This window comes from Flavobacterium sp. NPDC079362 (assembly GCF_050267765.1).
Classification (GTDB): domain Bacteria; phylum Bacteroidota; class Bacteroidia; order Flavobacteriales; family Flavobacteriaceae; genus Flavobacterium; species Flavobacterium azizsancarii.
This window is the reverse complement of record NZ_JBNNFM010000008.1, coordinates 76,816-98,981: the sequence shown is the minus strand read 5'-3', so window position 1 is coordinate 98,981 and position 22,166 is coordinate 76,816. Positions and strand designations below refer to the sequence as shown.

The 22,166-nt window shown below is 33.7% G+C and carries 24 protein-coding genes; 13 read left to right on the top strand and 11 right to left on the bottom strand.

Annotated elements, in window-relative coordinates; translation table 11 throughout:
* Window positions 1-9: 9 nt before the first annotated feature.
* From ACQKCJ_RS09775 to murI, 3 genes are all read left to right on the top strand, one after another.
* Window positions 10-1,011 carry an OmpH family outer membrane protein gene (locus tag ACQKCJ_RS09775; RefSeq protein ID WP_271336774.1) on the top strand — a complete coding sequence of 334 codons (1,002 nt, stop codon included), beginning with the start codon at window positions 10-12 and terminating at the stop codon, window positions 1,009-1,011.
* A 14-nt stretch (window positions 1,012-1,025) separates the two neighbouring features.
* Entirely contained in the window at window positions 1,026-1,529 is a 504-nt protein-coding gene (locus tag ACQKCJ_RS09770) for an OmpH family outer membrane protein (protein WP_394773828.1), read from the top strand.
* Between the two features lie 155 nt (window positions 1,530-1,684).
* A complete protein-coding gene (gene murI / locus ACQKCJ_RS09765) occupies window positions 1,685-2,461 on the top strand; it encodes a glutamate racemase (protein WP_271336776.1) in 777 nt (258 codons plus the stop codon).
* 12 nt (window positions 2,462-2,473) lie between these two features.
* On the opposite strand, the gene ACQKCJ_RS09760 is transcribed toward murI, so the two are convergent.
* Window positions 2,474-3,709 (bottom strand): aromatic hydrocarbon degradation protein, encoded by a 1,236-nt coding sequence (locus ACQKCJ_RS09760; RefSeq protein ID WP_271336778.1) that lies wholly within the window; start codon window positions 3,707-3,709, stop codon window positions 2,474-2,476.
* A complete protein-coding gene (locus ACQKCJ_RS09755) occupies window positions 3,710-5,038 on the bottom strand; it encodes a DUF4270 family protein (RefSeq protein WP_271336779.1) in 1,329 nt (442 codons plus the stop codon).
* Window positions 5,039-5,268: 230 nt separating this feature from the next.
* Between ACQKCJ_RS09755 and ACQKCJ_RS09750 the strand changes: the two genes are divergently transcribed.
* From ACQKCJ_RS09750 to ACQKCJ_RS09720, 7 genes are all read left to right on the top strand, one after another.
* Window positions 5,269-6,114: a DUF6268 family outer membrane beta-barrel protein gene (locus ACQKCJ_RS09750; protein ID WP_427401936.1), complete on the top strand. Its 846-nt coding sequence runs from the start codon at window positions 5,269-5,271 to the stop codon at window positions 6,112-6,114.
* A gap of 16 nt (window positions 6,115-6,130) precedes the next feature.
* Window positions 6,131-7,138, top strand: a complete 1,008-nt coding sequence (locus ACQKCJ_RS09745) for a Kelch repeat-containing protein (protein WP_271336781.1) — start codon at window positions 6,131-6,133, stop codon at window positions 7,136-7,138.
* Entirely contained in the window at window positions 7,128-7,460 is a 333-nt protein-coding gene (locus ACQKCJ_RS09740; RefSeq protein WP_271336782.1) for a DUF4907 domain-containing protein, read from the top strand. Before ACQKCJ_RS09745 ends, ACQKCJ_RS09740 begins: the two co-directional genes overlap by 11 nt.
* Window positions 7,461-8,567, top strand: a complete 1,107-nt coding sequence (locus ACQKCJ_RS09735) for a sensor histidine kinase (protein ID WP_427401935.1) — start codon at window positions 7,461-7,463, stop codon at window positions 8,565-8,567. It abuts the gene before it with no gap.
* An 11-nt stretch (window positions 8,568-8,578) separates the two neighbouring features.
* The gene (locus ACQKCJ_RS09730) at window positions 8,579-8,908 is read left to right on the top strand and encodes a hypothetical protein (RefSeq protein WP_427401934.1); all 330 of its coding nucleotides are present in this window, start codon (window positions 8,579-8,581) and stop codon (window positions 8,906-8,908) included.
* Complete coding sequence (locus tag ACQKCJ_RS09725; protein ID WP_427401933.1) at window positions 8,898-9,284, top strand: protocatechuate 3,4-dioxygenase; 387 nt, start codon at window positions 8,898-8,900, stop codon at window positions 9,282-9,284. Before ACQKCJ_RS09730 ends, ACQKCJ_RS09725 begins: the two co-directional genes overlap by 11 nt.
* A gap of 102 nt (window positions 9,285-9,386) precedes the next feature.
* Window positions 9,387-10,103, top strand: a complete 717-nt coding sequence (locus ACQKCJ_RS09720) for a LytR/AlgR family response regulator transcription factor (protein WP_271336785.1) — start codon at window positions 9,387-9,389, stop codon at window positions 10,101-10,103.
* A 93-nt stretch (window positions 10,104-10,196) separates the two neighbouring features.
* Here the strand turns inward: ACQKCJ_RS09720 and ACQKCJ_RS09715 are convergent, their stop codons facing one another.
* A complete protein-coding gene (locus ACQKCJ_RS09715) occupies window positions 10,197-10,715 on the bottom strand; it encodes a gamma carbonic anhydrase family protein (RefSeq protein WP_271336786.1) in 519 nt (172 codons plus the stop codon).
* A 10-nt stretch (window positions 10,716-10,725) separates the two neighbouring features.
* Entirely contained in the window at window positions 10,726-11,715 is a 990-nt protein-coding gene (locus ACQKCJ_RS09710; protein ID WP_427401932.1) for a PorP/SprF family type IX secretion system membrane protein, read from the bottom strand.
* A gap of 143 nt (window positions 11,716-11,858) precedes the next feature.
* Between ACQKCJ_RS09710 and ACQKCJ_RS09705 the strand changes: the two genes are divergently transcribed.
* The 3 genes from ACQKCJ_RS09705 to ACQKCJ_RS09695 all read left to right on the top strand — a co-directional run bounded on the left by ACQKCJ_RS09705 (window position 11,859) and on the right by ACQKCJ_RS09695 (window position 14,222).
* Complete coding sequence (locus ACQKCJ_RS09705) at window positions 11,859-12,758, top strand: NifU family protein (protein WP_427401931.1); 900 nt, start codon at window positions 11,859-11,861, stop codon at window positions 12,756-12,758.
* Between the two features lie 151 nt (window positions 12,759-12,909).
* Complete coding sequence (locus tag ACQKCJ_RS09700) at window positions 12,910-13,317, top strand: YtxH domain-containing protein (protein WP_427401930.1); 408 nt, start codon at window positions 12,910-12,912, stop codon at window positions 13,315-13,317.
* Between the two features lie 92 nt (window positions 13,318-13,409).
* Window positions 13,410-14,222, top strand: coding sequence for a mechanosensitive ion channel family protein (locus ACQKCJ_RS09695; RefSeq protein WP_427401929.1), 813 nt, complete (start codon window positions 13,410-13,412; stop codon window positions 14,220-14,222).
* Between the two features lie 7 nt (window positions 14,223-14,229).
* Here the strand turns inward: ACQKCJ_RS09695 and tsaB are convergent, their stop codons facing one another.
* The 7 genes from tsaB to ACQKCJ_RS09660 all read right to left on the bottom strand — a co-directional run bounded on the left by tsaB (window position 14,230) and on the right by ACQKCJ_RS09660 (window position 22,129).
* Window positions 14,230-14,904 (bottom strand): tRNA (adenosine(37)-N6)-threonylcarbamoyltransferase complex dimerization subunit type 1 TsaB, encoded by a 675-nt coding sequence (gene tsaB, locus ACQKCJ_RS09690; protein WP_427401928.1) that lies wholly within the window; start codon window positions 14,902-14,904, stop codon window positions 14,230-14,232.
* A 95-nt stretch (window positions 14,905-14,999) separates the two neighbouring features.
* Window positions 15,000-16,292 (bottom strand): efflux RND transporter periplasmic adaptor subunit, encoded by a 1,293-nt coding sequence (locus ACQKCJ_RS09685; RefSeq protein ID WP_271336792.1) that lies wholly within the window; start codon window positions 16,290-16,292, stop codon window positions 15,000-15,002.
* Between the two features lie 6 nt (window positions 16,293-16,298).
* Complete coding sequence (locus ACQKCJ_RS09680) at window positions 16,299-17,684, bottom strand: TolC family protein (RefSeq protein WP_427401927.1); 1,386 nt, start codon at window positions 17,682-17,684, stop codon at window positions 16,299-16,301.
* 80 nt (window positions 17,685-17,764) lie between these two features.
* Window positions 17,765-18,880 carry an efflux RND transporter periplasmic adaptor subunit gene (locus tag ACQKCJ_RS09675; protein WP_271336794.1) on the bottom strand — a complete coding sequence of 372 codons (1,116 nt, stop codon included), beginning with the start codon at window positions 18,878-18,880 and terminating at the stop codon, window positions 17,765-17,767.
* 39 nt (window positions 18,881-18,919) lie between these two features.
* Window positions 18,920-20,188 carry an ABC transporter permease gene (locus ACQKCJ_RS09670; RefSeq protein WP_427401926.1) on the bottom strand — a complete coding sequence of 423 codons (1,269 nt, stop codon included), beginning with the start codon at window positions 20,186-20,188 and terminating at the stop codon, window positions 18,920-18,922.
* Between the two features lie 2 nt (window positions 20,189-20,190).
* A complete protein-coding gene (locus tag ACQKCJ_RS09665; RefSeq protein WP_271336796.1) occupies window positions 20,191-21,435 on the bottom strand; it encodes an ABC transporter permease in 1,245 nt (414 codons plus the stop codon).
* Window positions 21,428-22,129 carry an ABC transporter ATP-binding protein gene (locus ACQKCJ_RS09660; RefSeq protein WP_271336797.1) on the bottom strand — a complete coding sequence of 234 codons (702 nt, stop codon included), beginning with the start codon at window positions 22,127-22,129 and terminating at the stop codon, window positions 21,428-21,430. Before ACQKCJ_RS09660 ends, ACQKCJ_RS09665 begins: the two co-directional genes overlap by 8 nt.
* Window positions 22,130-22,166: the final 37 nt, after the last annotated feature.

Here is a 22,166-nt window from a genome sequence, read left to right as displayed (position 1 = left end):
ACTAATGTTATGAGAAAGCAATTTTTATTTATGTTTTTGGCCGTGATTGTTGTAAATACAAGTAACGCTCAGACTAGAACGACAAGGATTGGTTACATTGACATGGAGTATATTTTAGAGAATGTCTCTGATTATAAAGAAGCAAAATCTCAGTTGGAGCTTAAAGCCCAAAAGTGGAAACAAGAAATAGAAGCTAAAAAACTAGACATTACAACTCTTAAAGAAGGTCTTAAAGCAGAAAGAGCTTTACTTACTAAAGAGCTTATTGATGAAAGGGAAACAGAGATTAAATTTCTTGAAGATGAAATGTTGACTTATCAGGAAAAGCAATTTGGAGCTAATGGGAATTTAATGCATCAAAAAGCTTCGTTGGCAAAACCAATACAAGATCAGGTTTTTACTGCTGTTCAGGATATTGCTGAAGCTAAAAATTATGATTTTATCTTTGACAAATCATCTGATCTGACAATGCTTTTCAGTAACAAAAGATTTGACATAAGCGATCAGGTAATACGTGTTTTAAACAGAACTGATAAGAGAGAGCAACTGACTAAAAAACAATTGAAAGATCAGGAAGCTAAAGAAAGTATCGAAAATGCCATTGATGAAAATCCGGCATTGCAGGACAGACAAAAAGCACTAGAAGAGAAAAGAACGGCCAGAGAGAAATTAATTGAGGACAGACGATTAGAACAGGAAGCCAAGAAAAAAGAATACGACGACAGAAGGAAAGCAATTGCAGCAGAAAGGGAAGCTAAAAAAAATGGCACGGTTTCTGAACCAGCCAAAACAGATGCAACTAAAACTGACGCAACAGCAAAACCTGCAGCCACATCTACTGAAACAACAACCGCTGATCCGGCAGTAAATAAAGCTGAAGAAAGACAAAAACTTTACGAACAGCGTAAAAAAGAATTAGAAGAAAGAAGAAAGAAAATTTTAGAAGAACGCGAAGCGGCTAAAAAAGCAAAAGAGGCCGAAACACAAAAAGCAAATACGACCAATAATTAATTAATATTTTAAAAATGATGAAACAAATCAAAACTTTACTAATTGCTGCAATACTAATTTTAGGAGCAAGTAACACAATGAACGCACAAGCTAAGGTAGCTCATGTTGATGTTAGCGAGATCATGTCGAAAATGCCTGCAATGCTGGATGCACAAAATCAACTACAAAAATTAAGTGGTACATACGATGCTGAATACAAAAAAATGGTTGACGAATACCAAGTAAAAATCAAAAAGTATGAAGGTGAAGCTGCAACTGTAACTGATGCTGTAAACGGAGAACGTTCTAAAGAAGTTCAGGACATGCAAAAAAGAATCGTTGATTACAGAGACAACGCTCAAAAAGAATTACAACAAAAAGAAACTGACATCGTAAAACCATTAATGGAAAAAGTGAGAGCTTCTATCTCAAAAGTTGGAAAAGCTAAAGGTTTCCAATATGTATTAGATGGTTCTACTCTTTTATTAGCTGATGGTCCAAACATTACTGCTGATGTAAAAAAAGATTTAGGATTCTAAAAAACAGTTTCCTTAAAATAAAAAAAACTGCTTAAACTTTCAAAAGTTTTAAGCAGTTTTTTTTTACATTAAATTAAAACCGAAAAACCGAAAAATTCGCACATTTCACGTAAATTGGAATATAGATTTATTTCAAAAAACACTAAATTTGCATTATGACGAATAACAATCCTATAGGCGTTTTTGATTCCGGTATTGGAGGAACTTCCATTTGGAATGCCATTCATAACTTACTTCCAAACGAAAAAACTATTTACCTTGCCGATAGTAAAAATGCTCCTTACGGTCAGAGAACCAAAGAAGAGATTGTTGCGTTAAGCAAAAAGAATGTTGATTTTTTACTGGACATGAATTGCAAACTGATTGTTATCGCCTGTAATACTGCCACAACAAATGCAATTCTGGAACTTCGTGCTGATTATGATATTCCGTTTATAGGAATTGAACCTGCAATAAAGCCTGCCGCTAATAATTCGAAAACACAAGTTATTGGCATTTTAGCCACAAAAGGAACACTGAATAGTGAGCTATTTAATAAGACAGCAGAAATGTTTCAAAACACCAAAATAATTGAACAAGTTGGCTATGGACTTGTTCAGCTTATTGAAGATGGTAATCTGAATTCGCCAGAAATGACGCAATTATTAGAATCCTATTTGCAACCCATGATCGATGCTAATATTGATTATCTTGTTTTAGGGTGCAGCCACTACCCCTACTTAATCCCTCAGATTAAAAAAATCCTGCCGGAGCATATTCATATTATAGATTCCGGAGAGGCTGTAGCAAGACAGACTCAGAATATTTTGCGTGAAAAAGTTGGTTTTACAGACCAGCAAAAAAGTGATCCTGTATTTTATGTCAATTCGAATCCTGAAGTTTTAAAATCAATCTTAGGTTATAAATATCCTGTAATCGAAAAAGACTTTTAGATATTAGGTGTCCTAGTCTATTTTTCGTTTGATGAACCAAATCCCATCCAATGATAAATTAAGTGATATTTTATGATAATTTTCTTTGATCAAATTATCTGAAACCCTTCCTTTTTGTCCGTATGAATATGAAATATGCAAAGCCGAATACGTATTATCTATTGGCAAGGTAAGTCCAACAGAAATCGCTGCGTTATTCACCCTTTTTCCGTCAACCTCAAGATAGCCGGTATCAAAATTCACACCTGTGGCATATTGAACCCTATCCCAATATTTTCGAATATTCTTTTTACTACTATATGTAAATCCAAGTGCAAATCGATCCTGGTTCACAAAATTTCCATATAATTCAGATTGATTACTATCACTCCATAAACTCTTCTCATAATCCAGTGTCATATTCAAATTGTTTTTAAAGCGCTTACTAATCCCAACACCCATTTCTAAAGGCATATAATAATCATCTGTATCAGAAGCCACATTAGACTCTACGGTTGTTACGACCTCATCAGTAATTGTTTGAACCGTTTGAACTTTAGCCGCTTTAATTTGAGTTGGAAGCTTAAATGTTGTCGCAATAGTAAATGTAGAATCAATTTTATACTGTGCTCCTAATGTCGCTCTTACACCATTATAAGTTGTCTTTTTTTGAATACTGGTAATAGAATTCATTATCAAAAAATGTCTATCATCAGTGGTATTTCCAAACAACACAGCTGCGGATGCTCCTACAGCTAATTTTTTCCCGAATCGGTATCCGTATGAAAAATCAAAATTATTTAATCCTCCTGAACCTACGGCAGTTAAATAATAAAAATCCTGACTATTTTCTATTGGTAATTTTAAATTAGAAATTTTGAATGCAGCACTTGAATATGGTCGAAGCGAAACACTAAATCCGGAATTTTTAGTAACCGGAAAAGCAAGAGCAATATGCGAGAATTGAAAGTTATTACGGCTTTCACTTTTTGAACCACTTTCGTAAGTTGTTGAAATCGCTTTTCCACCAATATCAAACATAAAGTGATTTTGGGGCAAATAGCCCAAAGATGCCGGATTTAGATTATTTATAAAAGTATCTGACGGTAAAGCCATTCCTGAGGAACCAATTGAAGGAATTACTCCAAAATCAGCATCATAGACACTACCAACTCCGTATAATGAATAAGGAGAACTTGAAATACTTTGAGAAAATGAAGTTAGCGACATCAAAATGGCGCCACCTAAATATGCTATTTTACTTTTCATTTAATAGGAGATGTAATAAATTTTAATTTGGATTTTATTGTTCTCATGTTTCTGATCTCCCAAAACAACGCGGTTTACGGATTTAGAAAGCCCCGGTAATGTTAGAATGAGAGAAGATCTGGAATCAGATTGCTTCAGCATTTCTTTCTGTAAAAAAGCACCAATTGGAATTGTATAACCAACATTCTCATTAAACTCATCACTTTTTTTATTCAGAGTACCAAAAATCGTTTTGCCCGCAGAATTTACTAATGAGGCACTAATTCTATTTAAATTATCGCCTACATAAACCTGTAGGGAATCTGCCAGAGGATATTTTTGCGAATAGGTATTATTAACGGCTCTCAGGAATATCTGAGCATCTACAATTGCTCCGTTTGCTGAAATATGTTTGAGCTGTTTAATATTGGGGAAATCAATCCTGCAGGCTACTCCTGTTCCTGACTGAATAAATCCCTGCCGGTTTGTTAATGAGCTTGACAACTTACCAGTCGAAATAGGTAAGTTTTCAAGTAAGGTTCCGGTTTTATCTGATGAAATTGAATTGAATTGCTTTCCGGCATCCAGAATCGTAAAATCTATAATAAAAGGAACTTCTTCTGCCCCTGCCTGATACTTTGAATAATACATTCGTATCTTACTTGTTGCAACATGAAAACCCGTAACGCTGGATGAATTAGATGTTGATGGCACCAAAACCAAACCCTTTAGATACTCAGTAAAAGTATCAAAGTCTGTAATTTCTTTTTTCTTTAATTTCTGAAAAAGTGCCGCACCAAACACATCACTCATTTTAATATTAATAGAGTCTTTTTCGGTTGGCCTTGGCTTGTATGAAATTGTTCCGAGGCTTTCATCACTATAACTTAAAGTCGAATTATTATAAAAACTATAATCATCAGTATTGGGTCTTACCCGTTGAGTCACTCGATGAATATCGAACGTTTGCACCTTTGTAGTATCACCATAATAATAGTTATCATATTTTAGAATCATTGCAATCGAATCAAAAACATAATTGGTCGTTTCTGTATCAGATCCACTACTTTTTAACAGATATGATTCTCCTGATAATTGAAAATAGCTGTTCGATTTTACCTTCCCATAAATTGGATCTTCATAATTCCCAATCAAAATTCGGTTTTGATTCGAAGTAACAAGAGAATCAAAATTAATCGTAGACATTTCGACTGTCAGGGTATCAATTAAAATAACTTTATTACCAACAGCCAGATAATCAGATCCAACAACAAATTCGCCGGCATCAGCATCTGTTCCGCATGAAATTGCGGTCACAGCCAAAAACATCATCAATATAAACTTGTGCATAATCAATTTTTTGAACAAATATAAAATGCACTCTTCTGCACTACACTATAACATATACAGTCACGCCTTTTTACCCTATAAACAGCAAAAAACGATCTACAATAGATAAATGCTCGCTAATAATTCATTCAACCTTAAAAAAGGCTGTTTAGTCTATCAAAAAGTGGCATACATATATCTTCTTTTTTTTAAAACCATTACCCTCCTACTTTTGAACCAATAAACAAGTAATGAAAACAAGGTTTTTAATTTGGTCGATTTTTTTGATTTCAATTTTCAACATGAAAGCTCAGGAGAGCTTTTCAGTTAACATGAATGTAAAAACAGAACCAACTGACAAAATTGATTTTAACGAAACCAATATCGGTATATCGTTTAACAAGAAAATAGGCGTAAAAAACAAGATAACAAACACACTAGAGTATTCGAATCTGAAAGTGAATTATGAAATAGACCATTATAATAATCCGTATGAGAATTTGGATCGATTTAATCAGATTAAAAACAAGGTTGAATTTTCTCATGAAATTTCAAATGCAACAAGTCTGAATTTTTCAATTACCCCGACAGTAAATTTTCAAAGCAATTTAGACATGGATGCATTTTCAGTTTTGGGAAGTTTTGAGATTAAGCAGCGTTTAAATTCAAATACAATTATCAACATTGGGGCAGCCAGAACAACTGTTTTTGGATCTCCTAAATTCATGCCTGTTTTGTCTCTAAACTATCAAATAAGCAATGCAAGTTCTTTGATGATTGGATTTCCGGATTCAAAGATTTCATATTCTAATAATATCCGAAATAAGTTCAGTCTGAGCAATAGCTTCAATGGTAATTTTTATCATTTAGATTCTCAAAGCGATCTAAATACGAACGCCACAAAAGTTAGCTTATCACAAATGACGTCAGCGCTTGAATACGAAAGAAATGTCGACAAAAACTGGTTTCTAAATTTTAAGGCTGGGTATGATTTTAATAAAAAATACAATCTGATCGATAATGACAATCATAAAGTATATGATTTTAATACCGGTAATGGTTGTGTTTTAGGAATTGGCATCAAATACAAACAATAAATAAATTTAATACACTATGAATAATTTTAAAAAAGGAATATTATTCTCGGCATTGTTTTCCGGTCTTTTTTTTATAGGCTGCAGTAACGACAATGATGATGATGATTTAATGGGGAACTGGGTAAAAAAATCAGCATTTGACGGACCTGCCAGATCTAGTGCAACCAGTTTTGTTATTGGGGATTATGCTTATGTAGCGACAGGTTACACGGGAGATGTATATTTAAAAGATTTATGGTCATATAATTCTTCTGGAGACTATTGGGAACAAAAGGCAGATTTTTCAGGAGTTGGAAGAAGTTCTGCATCTAGTTTTACGCTTAACGAGAAAGGTTATGTTGGTCTTGGATATGATGGAACAAATAGATTGAAAGATTTTTATCAATACGATCCTACCAGTAATAGCTGGACTCAAAAAACTGATTTTGCCGGAACAGGCCGCTTTGGTGCGGTAGGTTTTCAAGCGGGAGGAAAAGCTTATTTTGGAACTGGATATGATGGGAATTACCTAAAAGATTTCTATCAATACAATGACCTGACAAACTCATGGACATTGGTAAATGGATTTGGAGGAAACAAAAGACGTAATGCTACCACTTTTGTAATTGGTGATAAAGCTTATTTAGTAACAGGAAGCAACAATGCTGTTTATCAGGAAGATTTCTGGGAATTTGATCCCGCTACTGAAGTATGGACCAGAAAACGCGACATCAATAAAAATACTGATGACGACTACACTTACAATGACGATTATGCAATCGTTCGTTCGAATGCCTCTGGTTTTTCAATGAACGGATTAGGTTATGTTGTGGGTGGAGAAAGCATAAAAACAATCTGGGAATACAATCCTGCAACGGATTTATGGGTAGAAAGAACTCCTATGGAAGGTGCTACCAGAACAGATGCTGTTGGGTTTGCAATCAATAATCGTGGTTTTTATATGCTGGGCAGAGTGGGTTCTACTTACTTTGATGATACCTGGGAATTTAAACCTCTAGAAGAGCAAAATGACAATGACAATTAACATTCAAAAACAATTCTTCTGGGGTAAAATCCAGAAGAATGTATTGCTTGCGATACTTATTTTACAATTTTTAGCCTGTGCGAAAAATGAAACTTTTAAAATCGAAGCCTTCAAAACTACGTCAGGTTGGGGTTATTCGATCGCTACAAAGAACAAAATCATCATCAAGCAGGCTATTATTCCAGTCATAAACGATAACAAAAGTTTTTCGACAGAAAGTGATGCTTTAAAAGTAGGTCATTTAGTTGTAGAAAAACTCAACAACAACATATCACCAACCATAACCAAAAATGATTTAATTTTATTAAAAATTAAATTATAAATGACACTAGACATTATCAAAAATACAAGCTCAAATAAAATTCTATTCCATAGTATCATCTGGTTATTCTTTATCCTGACTTCATTAATTGAATTTTATGAAAGTCCGTTTGCGATCAACAATGATTTTTATGTACAATGGACTACTGGAATTATTTTGTTTTATCTGAACTATTTTTATTTGGTACCTGTCTTGCTTTTAGAGAAAAAATACTGGCTTTATTTTACTTTTGTTTTTGCTGTGATCCTGCTGTTTATGATTATCAGAATTAATTATTTTATTCCTGAAATTAAGTTTGCAAGGACACGAATGATGCCACCTCCGGAAGAACTTAAACTGTTTTTAAAAAACAAAAGATTCAAACCTATGTCGTTGGCAACAAGGCCGCCTTTATTCTTTAAAATTGGCCCTTCATTTTTCTATATTTTAATTATTACCATAAGTGCCGTTATTAGAACGCTTACAGAATTTTATAACAATCAGCAAAACAAGTTAATTGCCGAAACACATCGAACAAATACTGAATTGATCTATTTACGCAAACAAACTAATCCGCATTTTTTATTCAATTCATTAAATAGTATCTATTCTCTGGCACACAAAAAATCTGATTTGGTCCCTGATGCCATTGTTACATTATCAGAATTGATGCGCTATATGCTGTATGAAACTGACAATAAAACGGTGGCTTTAGAAAAAGAAGTCAATTATATCCAGAATTATATAGAATTACAAAAACTCAGACTTAACAATATCGAAGATATCTTTATCAATGTTCATGGCGATACCAGGAACAAGTTTATCGAACCCTTGTTATTGATTTCGTTTGTTGAAAATGCTTTTAAATATGGAACGGATTACAAAGGTGCCGCCCATGTAAAAATCAAAATTTTTATTCTCGAAAACACGCTTGATTTCTGGATCGAAAATACGATCGAAAATTATGTTAAAGATCCTGAAAACTCGGGAATTGGACTTGTTAATATTCAAAATCGACTGGACTTGCTTTATCCAAACGCTCACGAACTTAGCATGACACAGGACAATCAATATTACCGTGTACATCTGAATTTAAAATTAGATAAAATTCAAACTGCAATAAATTAATTAAGCTGACTATGGACAGAAAAAAATTTATCCGAAATAGTATTTTAGGAATTGCTTCGTTAGCAACAGCTTCTAAACTATTAGAATCCTGTTCTAAAAACGATCATGATGATAGCGGCTCCAGCTCTTCAGAAGACGGAAGCTGCACTGTTTCCCCATCAGAAACAAAAGGCCCATTCCCTATCAAAACCCCAAGTCAGTTGGTTCTAGAAAATATAAAATCAGACCGAATTGGAGTTGCTTTACTTATAAACTTAGTAATCGAGAATAAAAATAATAACTGTTCACCACTATCAGGTGTTTTAGTTGATGTTTGGCATTGTGATAAAGATGGATTCTGAATATGGCGGAACATCAATGCAGCCAAAAGATTATACATCGGTTCATTTTTTAAGAGGAAGACAAACCACTAATTCAAAAGGAGAAGTTTCGTTTATTTCGATTTTCCCGGGTTGGTATCAGGGCAGGGCACCTCATGTGCATATTGAAGTTCTTAGCACTAACGGCGCATCACTTTTAGTAACACAAATTGCTTTTCCTGAAACCGTTTCGAGTACTGTTTATTCGAGCGAAAACTATGTTGCACACGGTCAGGCCGACACATCAAACACAAGAGACAATGTTTTCTCAGATAGTTTATCCGATGAATTAGCGACGCTAACAGGCAATCTTACAGACGGTTACACACTCAGCAAAACCATCACGGTAAACACATAATTAAGCCTTAGTCAGTATTTTATGATAATTTTAAAACTTAATTTACTGGTTTAAAACTACTTTTGACTGCCAAAGCAAAATTTAAATTCAAAACCTTAGCAAATGAAATGTGTAATTATAGACGATGAGCCTTTAGCAGTTGAATTATTAGAAGATTTTGTTCGAAAGGTAGATTCACTTGAACTGATAAGTACTTTTAATAATGCTATTGATGCTGTTTCCTTTATCAATCAGAACAGTGTCGATTTGATTTTTCTTGACATTGAGATGCCTCATTTTTCAGGAATTGATTTCCTGAATACAATCGAGAAAAAACCTTTAGTAATTTTTACAACAGCTTATTCTGATTATGCCGTTGAAGGTTTTAATCTTGGAGCTGTTGATTATCTGGTAAAACCAATTCCATTTCACCGCTTCTTAAAATCAGTTGTCAGAGCGCAGCAGGTTTTAAATCCGTCAACAAACATCCAAGCCATTTCTGAAAGTACTACTGCACCTGAACTGGAACAGGATTTTATGTTTGTAAGGGCTGAATACGAAAATGTAAAAATGAATTTTTCGGATATTTTATTTATCGAAGGTTTAAAAGATTACGTCAAAATTTACACCACAGATAATAAATTCACATTAACTTTAATTAGTTTAATAAAGCTGGAAAATTTACTTTCAAGCAAAGGGTTCTCCCGAATTCACAGGTCTTATATCATTAATATAAAACACGTAAAATCAATACAAAAAAATAAAGTTTTGATTAGCGACAAACGAATTCCGATAAGCGAAAGCTATAAAAATTCTTTTTTCGAAAGAATCAATTTATAAATCGTCAAATTCCAATAAACAAAAAATCCCAAATTCCAATAAGAAGTCAAACATCTTTGGAATTTGGGATTTTTTTATTTTGGAGATTTTAGCTTATTCTTCGTTTTTAAACCAACCTGAATACATGACATAATTGTTCGAAATACGTTCAATTTCGCCTGCAAAATCTGATTGATCAATGTCTTTTACTTTCTTTGCCGGAACGCCCGCATAAATAGTCCCGGAAGCTACAACTGTATTTTGTGTAACAACTGCACCGGCAGCTATAATCGAATTACTTTCTACAACACAATTATCCATTACGATGGCGCCCATTCCTATCAGAACATTGTCATGAATAGTACATCCGTGCACAATTGCATTATGTCCTATAGAAACATTATTACCAATAATCGTAGGATGTTTTTGATAGGTACAATGAATAATAGCTCCGTCCTGAATATTAACCTTATTTCCTATCGATATAAAATTAACATCTCCGCGGATAACAGCATTAAACCAAACACTGCAAGAATCCCCAAATACAACATCACCAACAATTGTGGCATTTTCAGCAACATAACAATCCTCAGGAATAGAAGGTGTTTTTCCGTTTACAGATTTAATCAGCATAATAAAAATTTTAGTTAATGGCGGGACAATTACAATCGTAACGTTCCTTTTTACAAAATAAATTGATTCCTAAAGTAATTTGATGGTATCCTCCAGTATCAAATTTCACATTGCCTGTCACTTGTGAATACGTGTAAGCAAACATAAAATTATTATAATTTAAACCTATTATAGGTGTAATGTATTGCAATTTCTGACCCGATACACCACTTGCTGTACTGTATTGTGCACCATCAAAACTTCTTCTGTAAGACAATGCTGCCCACAAACTTCCAAAATCCATATTTTTGTAAGCTTTTATGTTGAAATCAATTGTTTTCTGCTTCGTTTTATCAAATATCTGAAGCAAAATCGATGGTTCCCAGGTAATATTCTCTCTTTTACCAAAAACATATCCGGCACTAAAAAGAAACTTTCTTAAGTTATCACTTTCATAATCCGTATACAACTCTCTTCTGGTTTCCAATAATCCCTGTACAGTAGCATGGGCATAAAAATCAAGATAATTATAGGATGCTCCAAAATCAACATTGAAATAGGAATCTTTTTGAATAGAACCAAAAACGATTGGATCAAAAGTCCCTCCAAATTTGGTTTCATCCAGCTGGCTTTGAATTAATCCCCCGCTAATACCAAAAGACAGCTGATTTAAATCGAGTTCATCTCTCGAAAACATGATATGATGAGCATAAGTAAGCTTTACTCCTTTTTGCGAATGGTAACCATTTTTATCATTAAAAATAATAATTCCGGCTCCTGAGCGTTCTCCCACTTTTCCGTTAAAAGTTAAGGTTTGCAATGCAGGTGCATCATCCTGACCAAACCATTGTTTTCTGGCTGTCAATCTTATTTTTGCACAATTGGCAGCGCCCGCCATTGAGGGGTGAATCAGGTAGTAGTTATCTGACAAATAATCAGAGTAAACTGGAATTCCTTCTTGCGAATACGAATAAAATGTTGTTATGAGAAAAATAAATAAAACCCTGATTTTAAATTCCATAAAGGCAATTTTGTTTAAATATTTTTTAGACTCTCATAATTTAATACGATTTATTTGAAAAGAGTCTTAATTATTTTATTAAAAAATCAAATATAGGTATTAGTAGAAAATAACTTTACTAAATTTGTGAAAAATTACAAATCATGACAAAAATCACCATAAAAGAAACTCAAAATCCAGCTATACTAAAGTTTGAATTTGAAGATTTCATTACAAAAAATCAAAACTTCGAATTTAAAAATATTGATGAAGCCGAGGCATCACCATTAGCACAACAATTATTTTATCTTCCGTTTGTAAAAACAGTCTATATCTCAGGAAATTTTATCGCTATCGAAAGATATAGTATTGTTGAATGGGATGATGTAAAAGATGCTGTTGCTGAGCAAATTACTTCATTTGTAGATAAAGGCGGTGTTATTATAAAAGTGGATGAAAACCAACCTAAAAAACAACCTATTACTGTTTACGGGGAAACAACACCAAATCCTGCTGCATTAAAATTTGTGGTTAGCAGAATGTTGACTAAAAATGCTATTGAATATAAAAACATAGATCAGACTGCTTCTTCGCCATTGGCTAAGGAATTGTTTAAATTTCCTTATGTAAAAGAAGTTTTTATTGATGAGAACTATATTTCGGTAACGAAATATGACATCAACGACTGGGATGAAATTACATTGGAAGTAAGAACTTTTATTAAGCAATTTATCGAAAACGGAGGAACTGTTTTAGATGAAAACTTAATCGAAGTGGCAACTAAAAATGATATTACTAAAGATGAAGCATTTGACAAACTAGATACTACATCGCAGCAAATCATTAATATTCTGGAAGAATATGTAAAACCGGCAGTTGCGGCTGATGGTGGAAATATTGCTTTTGACTCTTATAATGAAGATGACAAAACGGTAAAAGTAATTCTACAAGGTGCTTGCAGCGGTTGTCCGTCTTCTATTTTTACTTTAAAAAGCGGAATCGAAAATATGCTGAAAAGTATGTTAAACGATGAGGCTATTAAAGTGGAAGCTATAAATGCATAAAAATTTATTTTAGGAAAATAGGAAAAGCGTTTGCCATTTGGCAGGCGCTTTTTTCGTTAAACGTATATCTGCCTAATTATCAATAAATTATTACCTCATTCTTATTATAAAAACAGTTAATATTGTATTCTAAACTAATCAATATAAAACCATGGGATTATCTTCATTTTTTAAGAATTTATTTGGCACGGCCAAAGATTCTGCTTCTGATTTGGCAACACAAGCCGAAACTACATTTGAACAAGTTAAGGAAGCTGCTACTCCTTACATCGAGAAGGCAGAAACTTTTGCAGAAGAAACTATCGCAAAAGTAAAAGAAGCTTCTGAACCAATTCTTGACAATGCATCAGAATATGCACATAATGCTAAAGAAATTGTAAGTGAATATGTCGAAAAAGCGTCAGATTCATTAAGTGATGTAATCGATTCTGTAAAAGAAAAGGCAAGTGAACTAACCAGTGATACTAAAGCAGTTGCTTCTGAAACGGTAGCTGATATTAGCGCAAAAACTGAAACTACAGCTGACCAAATTATTGATCCTATCCCTGCTAAGGAATAGAAGCTCATTTTTTCTTATAAAAATAAATAGTTCTATATTTGCAGTATTAATATGCCTTCTCCTTTGAGAAGGTTTTTTTTATTCGAAAAAACATGAACATGAATCCTGATCAGGTTAGCAGCTACCTCACTAAATTTATTGAAGTACTGGTGGATTATTCGCCTAAATTAATTTCGGCTTTTATTATTTTATTTGTTGGTATCTATGCCATCAGATTAATAAACAGAATTATCACGAAAGTGATGGTCAAAAGAAATTTAGATCCTACCTTAACAAGGTTTCTTTCGGACATCTTAATATGGGCACTCCGAATTTTATTATTTGTAACAGTTATTGACAAACTTGGAATCGGAACTTCCTCATTTGTTGCCATTTTAGGAGCAATGGGACTTGCCGTAGGTTTATCATTGCAGGGTTCCCTTTCTAATTTTGCCGGAGGAATGCTAATTATCGTTTTCAAACCTTTTAAAGTTGGAGATACGATCGAAGCCCAAGGTATTGCAGGAACAGTAGTAGAAATTCAGATCTTTGTTACCAAGATGCTTATGGGTAACAATCAAACCGTATTTGTGCCCAATGGCGCTTTATCAAACGGAACTATCATCAATTATTCTATGCAGGGAGAACGAAGAGCCGATTTTACATTTTCAGTTTCATACGAATCTGATATCAAAAAAGCAAAAGAAGTCCTTCTGGGTGTTTTAAACAGTAATCCTAAAGTGCTTAAAAATCCGGCACCGGAAGTTTTTGTAAAAAACCTAACGGCAAATTCTGTTGATTTTGCAGTGCGCCCGTGGGCAAAAAAAGGAGATTACGGATCTGTCTTTTCTGATACTTTAGAAAATTGCAAAATAGCTTTAGACGAGGCCGGAATTTCATTTCAGCCGTTTACAATTGAAAAATAAAATTGGATTATTGTTTTTTTGATGGAGGTGCCATCATAAAATCTTTTAAATAATAAGGTTCAAAATAAGCGACATCTACAGTGTCGCTTTTTTGGTATTTATTGTAACTGATTTTACTCATTGCAGCAGCAGAGGGATATTTGATTTCTTCTAAAAATACAAAGTTTTCTCTAGTTAAAACAGTTTTACATTTCTCAGCACAATCACCCACAAAATAGATTGTTTCGGTAAAATACTTAAAAGAATCTTCTGTAATAATTTCAGCCTCAATTGGTCTTTCAATTTCTAAATCTGCAGTAAAAATTTCACTATACACTTCCATTCTTCTTGCATCAATCATCGGAATAATTTTACCTTCGGTAACATTTGCCTGAGAAGCTAATGTCTGCAAAGTATCAATTGCGATCAAAGGAATATTTAATGCATAACATAATCCTTTTGCTGCAGATACTCCAATACGTAAACCGGTGTAAGAACCCGGTCCCTGACTTACTGCAACAGCAACCAGATCCTGAACTGTAATTTCTGCCTCTGCAATTACTTCTTCAATAAAAACATGCAATTTTTCAGCATGAGAATATCCTTCTTCGGCAATTTCTTTACATATAATTGTTTCTCCGTTTTTGGCAATGGACACGGAGCAATTTTTGGTAGCAGTTTCTATATTGAGAATAAAAGACAAAGTATTTATTTTTTTTAATTAATTATTTGTATCATCCTAAGTGTTCCATAATCTCGGAACTCTTAGGATGATACTATCTTAAAGATATTTTTTATTTATTTCTTAGGTAAATCTGCTTTTCTAAGCTTCACTTTATCGCCGGAATTCAGTTCTTTAGAAACTGTTGTATAAGGTCCGGTAATCACGACATCTCCAGGTTTTAATCCTGACATCACTTCAATATTGGTATCATCCTGAATACCTGTCTTAATGATTCTAATTTTAGCCTTATCACCTTCTTTTACAAAAACACACTCAAATTTCTTATCGCTTTTGGGTGTTACTTTTTTATCATCGCTTGGTTCTTCAATCTTAACATTCTTCACAGCGGTGGTATCAGATTTTACAACAACGGCACTAATAGGCACTGCCAGAACATTATCTTTTGTTTTTGTAATAATATCAACAGTTGCTGTCATCCCAGGCCTAAAAGGCGAATATGTATCAGGTTTACCTTCTAATAAATCCTGATATGATTCTTTTAAAATACGAACTTTAACTTTAAAATTGGTTACCTGATCTGATGTCAGGGTTGTACTTGCTGAGTTCGAAATACTGGTTACAGTACCTTTAAACTTCTTTTTTAAATAGGCATCAACTTCGACATTTGCTTCATCACCAATTTTAACTTTTACAATATCATTTTCGTTAACATCAACTTCAACTTCCATGTTGTTTAGGTTCGCTACTCTTAAAAGCTCTGTTCCTGCCATTTGTTGCGTTCCTAAAACGCGCTCTCCTAATTCTACATTTAATACTGAAATTGTTCCATCAGCAGGTGCATAAATTAAGGTACGTCCTAAATTATCTTTTGCTTCAGTAACAGATGCCGAAGCACTTTGAACATTAAAATAAGCATTTTGTTTTGTCGCTTTTGCTACTTCATAAGTAGAAATTGCTTTATCCCAATCTGATTTTGAGATTACGCCTTTATCGTATAATGTTTTATTACGCTCATAACTTGCTTTCGCTTCCTTGTAACTAGCCTCAGACTGTGTCAAACCAGCTTTGGTTCCTGATAAATTAGCAAGAGATCTGTCTAAACCTGAAGTATACAAATCCGGGTTTATTTTAACCAGCAAATCACCTTTTTTAACCACCTGGCCTTCTTTTACATTCAGGGCAATAATTTCGCCTGAAACCATAGAAGAAAGTTTTACTTCGATTTCAGGTTGAATTTTTCCTGTTGCAGAAACGGTCTCCACAATAGTTGAAGCTATTACTTTCGATACTTCTACTTCTTTCCCTTCATCTTTATTTCCTATTACACCTGCTTTCGAAAGACTAACTAATGCTATAATAAGAACTAAAGCACCACCAAGTAAGAAATAAATTGTTTTTTTTGACATAATAAATTATTTTGTGATAATTGGGACAATTGGAATTCCAAAATAGAATTCAAGTATTTTTATTTTAAACATGTAATCGTATTTTGTTCTGATAACATCTGACTGTGCATTGGTTAACAATGTCTGAGCTTGTGTAAAATCGAATGAATTCATCAAACCTACATCGTACTTTTCTTTTGCATAGTTGTAAGCTTGTTGTCTTGCTTCTAAAGTTACAGTTGATGATTCGTAAGTATTCAATGCTCCTTTTGCATCTGTAAAAGCAGTGTAAACGTTACGTTGCAAATCTAAACTTTTTTGTTCTAAATCTATTTTAGATTTATCTAAACTTACCTTGTTTCTTTCTACATTATTTCTAACTGAAAAGCCATTAAAAATAGGAACATTTAGCTGAAAACCAAAATTGTGTCCTTTGTTATCACTAAACTGATCTAAAACAGAATGTGGTCCTGCATAAACTGGGTTTCCACTCCCATCAGTTCCGATAAGTCTATCGCTGTAACTTGCACTTGTACTAAATTGATAAAAACCCCTAAGTGTTGGCTGAAAAGCACCTTTTGCAATAGCAACACTTTTCTCTGCAACTTCAAGATTCGTTTGTGCCAGCTTCAATTCTGTTCTTATTTCTTTTGCCTTATTGTAAATATCAGTTGGAGTTTGTGCCAGAATATTATTTTCATCCTTGGCAGTTGTATCATCTACAACATCAAAATCCGTAAACTCTTTTAATTGTAAAAGCTGTGCCAAACTTAATTTAGAAATTAACAAACTGTTTTCAGCAATAATTATACCTTGTTGATCAGTAGCTTCAGTAGCTTTCAAATCATATAGATCACCACGCGGAATTGTTCCTGCATTCACCATTTCCTGAGAACGTGCCAAACGTTTCTGATCAATCAATAATTGTTCTTTTTTTACTTTTAAGTTTTCTTTATTAAAAAGGATTTCCAAAAATGCATTGGCCACATTTAGCGAAATATCTTCCTGCATTTTCAGCAATTGATATTGCGATGCTATAATAGAAAGTTTTGCTCTTCTATAAGTGTTTTGATTTTGCAAACCTTTGTAAATATCAATACCTGCATTAGCTCCTAATGAAGAATATTGTGTCGTTTGAGTGGTAGCAATATTGGTCACGGGATTAACGTTCAAACCAATATTCCAGGAATGAGAAGCAGTTCCGCTTACTGCTGGAAGAAAACTTCCCAATGCTCCTTTTTTATCAATCGCAGCATTTTTAACATCTAACTCTGATAATTTTATAGTGATATTATTATCTAATGCATAACGCACACATTCCTCTAATGTCCATTTTTTCGATTGTACCTGAGCTGATAAACCAAGCCCAAACAAGAGGGCAAAAACAAGACTATTATATTTATTTATTTTCATATATTTTGAATGAAAGCATAGCAGAAGATGCTACGCAAATTTAACATTTTAAACCCCAAAAACTCTTTTATACTTTCAAATTATTTTTTCTCTCCTTCATTAATCAATCCCTGATTCCAGATCTTAATTTTATCCGAAGATGTAATTCCGCTTTTAACCTGAACATAAATTCCGTCGCTAACACCTAAAACTAAATCTCTTCGTTGAAATTTCTTCGAAGCGGTTTCAATTTCAACATATGGCTTTTGAGTTTTTTTATCAAATTGAACTAATGATTCTTTTATTGCTAAAACCTTATCCGCTTTCTCTAAAATAATAGAAGCATTTGCACTCAAACCGGCTCTGATAAAAGTTGCGTCTCTATTTTCTAATTTGGCTTTTATTTCAAACTGAATAGCACCATTTTCTACTACTCCTTTTGGGGCTATATCAGTCAAAACTGCTTCGAACTTTTTATTTTCAATCGCTCCAACTGTAATCTCAATTGGCATTTTTTCTTTGATTTTACCTACTTCAGATTCATCAATTTTTCCAATAAAAATCATTCTTCCCACATCTGCAACACTTGCAATAGTAGTTCCTTCATTAAAGTTATTACTTTCAATAACCTGATTTCCTACTTTTACAGGAACTGCTAAAACCATTCCTGTTACTGTAGAACGAATTAAGGTATTTGCATAATTTCCCAGTGAGGTTGTTGTACCTGTTTTTACGATATCTAAACTTTGTTTCGCTGCCAGATAGTTTTGTTTCGCCTGTGTATAAGACAATTGGGCTGCATCAAAATCATTTGCAGAAATTACATCTTTATCAAATAAGGTTTTTTGTCTTTTGTAGATTTTTTCCTGATTGTCTAAAGCAATTTTAGCCGTTTGTACCTGATTTTGTGTACTGCTTACATTAGACACATTAGCCACAACTCTAATTTTGGCAATCATATCGCCAGCTTTGATTTTTTCTCCTGCTTTGATATACACTTCTTCGATAATACCTGAGATATTAGGTTTGATGAGAACTTCTTCATCAGGCTGAATGTTTCCGGTTGCAATTGCCGTTTTTACGATCGTTTTAACCTCTGCTTTTTCAGTTTGAAAAACAATTGGAGATTGTTGATTTTTAGCGTACAAATAATATAGTGCGCCAAAGAAAACTATAGCAATGAAGATTAAAATGGTTACGGTTACTCCTTTTTTCATTTTGTTTTTGGTTTAATCGATTATATTTTGATTGATAATTTATTCTGTTCGTAAAGCATCTACGGGCTTTACATTAATTGCGGTCTGTGCCGGAATAAATCCTGCCAGCAAACCAGACCCTACTAATATTAATAATGCAACAAATACTACTCTTAAATCTACGCTTGGGTTAGCAAACATAGTATTATCTCCTGCAGGCATTGAATCTAAGAACATATTCAGGACAGCAACAACTCCAGTTGCTACAGCAACACCAAACATTCCTGAGATAATAGTCAAAAAAATAGATTCAGATAAAATCTGACCACGAATTGCTCCGGGGGTAGCTCCTAATGCTCTGCGAATTCCGATTTCTTTGGTACGTTCTTTAACTACAATCAGCATAATATTGGAGATTCCGATTACACCAGAAATCAAAACTAAAGATCCTACAAAATAAGCAATGAAATTTAAGATATCAAACAAACTTTGTACTTTTCCAAACTGTTCGTACATATCATAATTTCCAATAGCGCGATCATCCTTTGGATGTATGGAATGAAGCACTTTCATCTGATCTAAAATTTTTGGTTTCAAATCTGTAATCGAAACTTCATCTATGGCTGTAAGAGCCATCCAGCCTACTTTGTCTCCATAATTAAAAGCTTGCTGAAAAGTAGTAAAGGGCACAAATATATTCTTTTGCTCTTCCTCTGCATTCCCACCGGTTTGTTTAGAATTATAAACTCCCACAACCATAAAATTGATTCCGTTAATTTTTATATAAGTACCAACAGCTTCTTCTTCTTTTCCATAAAGGTCACTGATAACCCCTTTTCCAATCACCGCTACTTTTCGTCTTTCGAGAATATCCTGTTGATTTACAAAACGTCCCTTTATAATATCCATTGGCTGTTGCTTGATCAGTTCAGGGTAATCCCCATAAACAGCAAAGGCAGATGTTTTTGTACCACGTACCACATTATTGGTTCCGCTATTAGAATTTCCCAATTGGTTTCTTGGCGAAACATATAATAAATCCGGAAAAGCAGCTCTTAAGGCCGCAACATCACTATTTCTAAAATCATAACGGCGTGTTTTAGGCAAACCTTTATATGCTTTTGATGTGGTCTGACTCCACATAAACATTGTATTAGTCGCTATTCCGTCAAAATCTTTTTTCACTCCATTCTCAAGCCCTTTTCCCACAGCAAGTAATATTACCAGAATAAAAATTCCCCAAAATACTCCAAATGCAGTTAGGACCGTTCTGAATACGTTGGCTGTTAAAGCCTCTAAAATCTCGTCCCAATTATCTTTCTTAAACATAATTATTCGTCTCTAAGTGCTACAATAGGTTTTATTTTGGCCGCTCTGTATGCTGGAAAAAATCCAGCAAGTGCCCCTGCAAAGACAAGTAATGCCAATGTAGTTAATGCAACACCGAAATCTACCGAAGGATTTACAAAATATTCACTTTTAATCATTGGGCCTACAAATTCTAACAATAACAAACTTGCCAATAATCCAACAAAACCAGCAATAGTCGTAATAAAAATAGATTCGTGAAGTATCATCGAAATAATAGAAATCGGCGAAGCTCCCAACGCTTTTCTGATTCCAATTTCCTTCGTTCTTTCTTTTACTATAATAAGCATTATATTACTTACTCCTACAACTCCGGCAATAATAGTACAAATACCAACCCACCAGAAAAATAATCTAATATAAAGATTTAAATCATAAAACTTTTTTCCTTCTTCTACAGAGTTGTAAACACCAACTCCACCATCATCAGTGGGAGCAACTGTGTTTCTACTCTTAAGTAAGTCCTTTAAATCCTGGGTGAATTTTTGAGATTGTGCTAATGCCGCATCATAGTTATCTGTCTTTTTTAAAGTAAAAAACAGATTACTTATCTTATCTCCTACTCCAAAAGCTCTTTGCACGGTCGTTTTAGGTAAATAAGCTCTTGCTTCCTCTCTTTCTCCGCCGGGATCTGTAAAAACCCCTACTACTTTGAAATTAACATTATTAATTAAAATCTCTTTTCCTAAAGGGTCAGCATCTTTAAACAAATCTGTTTTCACTTTCATCCCAATAGCAGCTACTTTCTCATTATTAGCAAGATCTTTACTATTGACAAACCTTCCCTGAACAATAGTAATATTTTCTACACCTGCAAAATCAGGATCAACTCCTCTGAACTGATAACTTCCAGATTCTTTACCATAAGAAAACGCACCACCCCAAAAGTTATAGGTCGCGGCTCTCAAATCTAATTTATCTTCAAATTTTTGTACAGATTCTTTATAATCACCATCTCTAAACTGAACTTGTCTCCCCGGATTTAATCCTTTGTATGCTTTTGTTGTAGTACCGGACCAAACGATAATAATCCCAACAGCATCCTGTTCGAATTGTTTTTGAATTCCGTTTTGAAGTCCCTGACCTGCACCAAGCAAGATTACCAAAATAAATATACCTGAAGCTACAGAAACTCCGGTAAGAAATGTTCTTAACCTGTTTTTGGAGATTGCCTCAAATATTTCCTGCCAACGCTCAATATTAAACATAAGATGAAGCTCTAACTTGTTCTACCATTTTATCATCGATAATCAATCCGTCTTTCAGGACTACATTTCTTTTGCACATTGCAGCAATATCCGGTTCATGGGTAACAATCAAAATTGTTTTGCCCTCATCATTAATTCCCTGGATAAGCTCCATAACTTCATACGAAGTTTTAGTATCCAAAGCTCCTGTTGGCTCATCTGCCAATAAAACTTTGGGGTTCGATGCTAAAGCTCTTGCGATTGCAACACGTTGTTTTTGACCTCCGGAAAGTTCATTTGGTAAATGATGAGAATGTGTTCCCAGACCCACTTTTTCTAGATATTTCATCGCAATATCATAACGTTCTTTTCTCTTTACACCTTGATAATACAAGGGCATAGCAACGTTATCAAGGGCAGTTTTATAATTTATTAAGTTGAACGATTGAAATACAAATCCTAAAAATTTATTTCTATATCTCGAAGCTATCGTTTCATTTAGATTTTTAATTGGTGTATTATCTAAAATATAACTACCAGAATCTGCTTCATCGAGAATTCCTAAAATATTTAAAAGTGTCGATTTCCCAGATCCTGAAGATCCCATAATCGCAACTAATTCACCTTCTGCGATATTAAAGTTAATCCCTTTTAAGACATGCAATTTTGAATTTCCCATTTTATAGGACTTATGTAAATCTTTTATTTCGATCATGGTATTGTTAAATTTTAAAACAATAATAACATTTTTA